Raw genomic sequence first — 3,314 nt, 5'->3', positions numbered from 1 at the left:
TATTTGAATAAAAATATGAAAAATCGAAATACTTACCTAAAGATGCTTACAAATCTTCCTGTAAACTTGTTAGGATCACCGTTAATTATTCAGCGTTCAGAAAACTGAATCAAGGACGGACCATACAAATCCCAGGAACCAGTTTTATGGTCATAATAATTCATAACCGGATTACCATCCGTGTCTTTGGCCAATTCGAAATATAGCCAGCCCCCTGTTTCATGGGAATAGGCCCATGGATAATATTCAGTCCACATCCAGCCTTGTGGATACGATTTTTTTCGGAGCACTCGTACATTGTCGGCAAAAGTTGAGTAAGATGAACCATTGTCATTAAAAGCCCCAATGGTCCAATAATCTTCATCATGTGATGAGCTATCGAATTGTTTGATCAGATTCCCATTCAAATAATGGCTTGTTTTTCCATCAATTTTTGTAATCTGTAATTGGTAAAAAGTATCCAGCGATCCAGCTTCCTGATGCTCCCATTCATTACCCGATTCAAGATAATCAAAAAGTAATATTGAGCCACTAGTTTTATACCTAAGTTCCGCTCCAAGGCTCCCAAGAGGGTTTATATCCATAGAGGCCAAATAAATCCCTGCCTCATAATCATTGGTTTGGCTAGGAATGGAGATATCTGCCTGAATGCCATAAATATCTTCGTCTTTAAAAAACAAAAAGGTATTTCCATCAGTTGCATCTTGAGCTGCTGCTACAAGATCATTGGGCATCTGTATAGGAGCGCTCGAAAAGAAGGCCATTCCACTCAATTGAGCTTGCCCATTATTGATAGCAACGGTTTGCCCACCCCCCCAATAGCCAACATCCCACTTACTTGAGTTTAATTCGGAATTGTTAAAGTCATCATAATCTTCCCAGTAAAACTGTGAGTCTGCTGAGAAAACTCGTTGGTCAGTAAAATTTAAATCTAGGTTTTGGGACCAGAGGTTGCTCCAAGGTTCAAAATACATCAGTTCCGTAGTGTTGGTTGAATTATTTTCAGACAGAACTTGATACATCCAATCTCCCTGGTTGTTCGAATAGATCCATGGCAGATCATCGTAATAAACCCATCCCTTAGTCGCCCACTTTTGATGAATCGAAAAATATCCAGATCCACCTTCAATTATTCGGCCGTATTGATGATTGTAAAAATCTAGTTTATAAAGGGAAGATCCCACAGAAAGTAAGGCTTTGTCTTCATTTTCCCTGAGGTATGAATACTCCTGAGAACTCGTTCCACTTGGGCTATGTACGGTTACCGTACTCAAACTGGTAAATACATAGGTGGTATCCCCAATGGTTATACTACTGCCGACAAGAGATTCGAAAGCCTTACCAACTGGGTAATAATAGAGATTAAACTTCCCGCTATTTCCATCATCACTTCCGGTTTCTTCCCAATCGAAAAAACCACTGGTATTGGATTCAAAAAACAAAAGAGTTTCTTCATCTAAGCTAGTGGTCAACTTACCCATTGCCGGTCCGGTTTTAGTCCATGTATATGTAATATTGGAAAGTTCACGCTTCGAAAAATTACTATCTGATTCATCGTAAAAAACTGCATTTGAATCATCGATGAATTTCAATGTGTCGTTCATTGACGAGACATTGTAGTCCCATCCAACTAATGAATCTGGGGCGTGGGTCTCCCGTTTAATTGTCAAAGTTGCTGAACCGTTTTCTGGACTGTTTGCTGAACTATCACTCCACTCAGTGGATGCATCAACTAAAGAGGTAAAGGTAATAAGGTGCTGCACATCACCTGAACCTCGCGAAAGAACAAGCGAGGCTTCAGTGGATGAATTTTTCTCATAAGTATATGGAATTGACCAAAGCTTATTAGATCCACCTGTAGTATCTATGTAATAGGCATCTTTGGAGGTAAAGTAGTAATCAAACTCGTAACCTAATTCAGAAATATAAAGAGTTTGGCCAACGAGGGATGTAGGAGCGTAAGAAATAGAAAAAGTACCACTATCCTGATCGACAATAGTCTGGAATGTATCATCAGAGTATTCAGCCCATGTATATGTGCCGTGATTAGGTGAAAGGAAGGTAACTGTAGTTATTTCAGGCAAAGGGTTAGGTTCGTCTTCGTAGAGATAGGTAATTTTTCCAGTATTCGCTGAGGTTTTTTCATACTGGTAGGTTCTTGTTTTGTCTCCATAGGAATTGATACCATCTTCTCCATAGTACAGCGGACCGGTAACAGTCCCATCTGCTGCGGTATCAACTACTGAAAATCCCGCGATCGAATCGGGTGCGTAGGAAGCAAAAAGCCCAACGTGGGCGAAAAGAAAAGAGGCAAAAGCAGCTAGAAATAATTTTCTCATATATACAAAGCTTAGGGGATAATTAGCTATGTATGATTTAAAAGAATACACAAACGATCGGTCAATCGAATTAACCGATCCGATTGAAACCGAAAATTGTCCTAGGACTTCTGCTGTACCTTGGAAGTAAAGACCTCGGGGATCATGATCGGAGCCATCGATCCGCTGGCTTGGTCAAACGATACACACGCAGCAACCGCTTCCCCGACTGCAGCTTTTACTCGCTCTCCATTTTCAGTTTTCCAAAATTGAAAAGCATAGGTAATTGAGCGGTCACGCATCTCGGTAACGATCAATCTAATCTCCACTTCCTCCTCGAACCGTAATGGTCTTTTAAACCGGCAGGTCGCTTTCACCCGGGGCCAGCCAAAGCGGCCATTCTCGTCTTCCATATCAACGGATAGTCCAACACTGCGGAGGAACTCGTGCTCACAGATTTCCATCCAACGGTAGTAGTTGGTGAAGTGCATGATGCCGGCGAGGTCGGTTTCGGAAAACTCAACCCTACGAGTGATGGTATATTCAGATGCCATAATGGTTTTCTTTTTTTACTTGGTTGATACTAAAGGGGCGAGGATGTTCTCAACCAGTTCTTTGGCCAATCTATCGTTGGAATATTTTTTGTGAACCGCTGCCCTGCCCTGCTCACCAAACTGTTTTGCCTGCACAGTGTCGCCAAGCATGGCACTCAATGCATTGACCAGTCCGCTAGGTTCATCTACGGAATAAAGCATCCCAGCCTTGGTCTCTCTGATGATTTCAGGAAAGGATCCGTGGTCGGGAAGAACAACGGGCACACCCGCAGCCATCGCTTCGATCACATAGAGTCCAAACGCTTCGGGTAATCGTGCGGGTACACAGAACAAGGAAAGTCCTTTTAAAAAACAAATTTTTTCTGAGCGGGACAAATTCGTTTTGATCTCTACAAAATCAGTTAAACCCACATTCGAAATTTTGGTTTTTTGTTCTTCTAAA

At 41.7% G+C, this 3,314-nt stretch carries 3 protein-coding genes; all 3 read right to left on the bottom strand.

All coding sequences use genetic code 11. The annotated features are described in order from the left end of the window. Positions 1-89 precede the first annotated feature (89 nt). Positions 90-2,339 (bottom strand): hypothetical protein, encoded by a 2,250-nt coding sequence (locus ACKPQ4_RS09430; RefSeq protein WP_407680931.1) that lies wholly within the window; start codon positions 2,337-2,339, stop codon positions 90-92. Between the two features lie 101 nt (positions 2,340-2,440). Then, positions 2,441-2,872 carry an acyl-CoA thioesterase gene (locus ACKPQ4_RS09425; protein ID WP_407680930.1) on the bottom strand — a complete coding sequence of 144 codons (432 nt, stop codon included), beginning with the start codon at positions 2,870-2,872 and terminating at the stop codon, positions 2,441-2,443. Positions 2,873-2,887: 15 nt separating this feature from the next. Beyond that, positions 2,888-3,314, bottom strand: a 427-nt coding sequence (locus ACKPQ4_RS09420) for a glycosyltransferase family 4 protein (protein WP_407680929.1), incomplete at its 5' end; no start/stop codon positions are given.

Origin of the sequence: Candidatus Chordibacter forsetii, assembly GCF_964187505.1 — a bacterium.
In the GTDB taxonomy this organism is placed as follows: Bacteria; Verrucomicrobiota; Verrucomicrobiia; order Opitutales; family Seribacteraceae; genus Chordibacter; species Chordibacter forsetii.
This window is presented reverse-complemented; position numbering and strand designations above follow the sequence as displayed.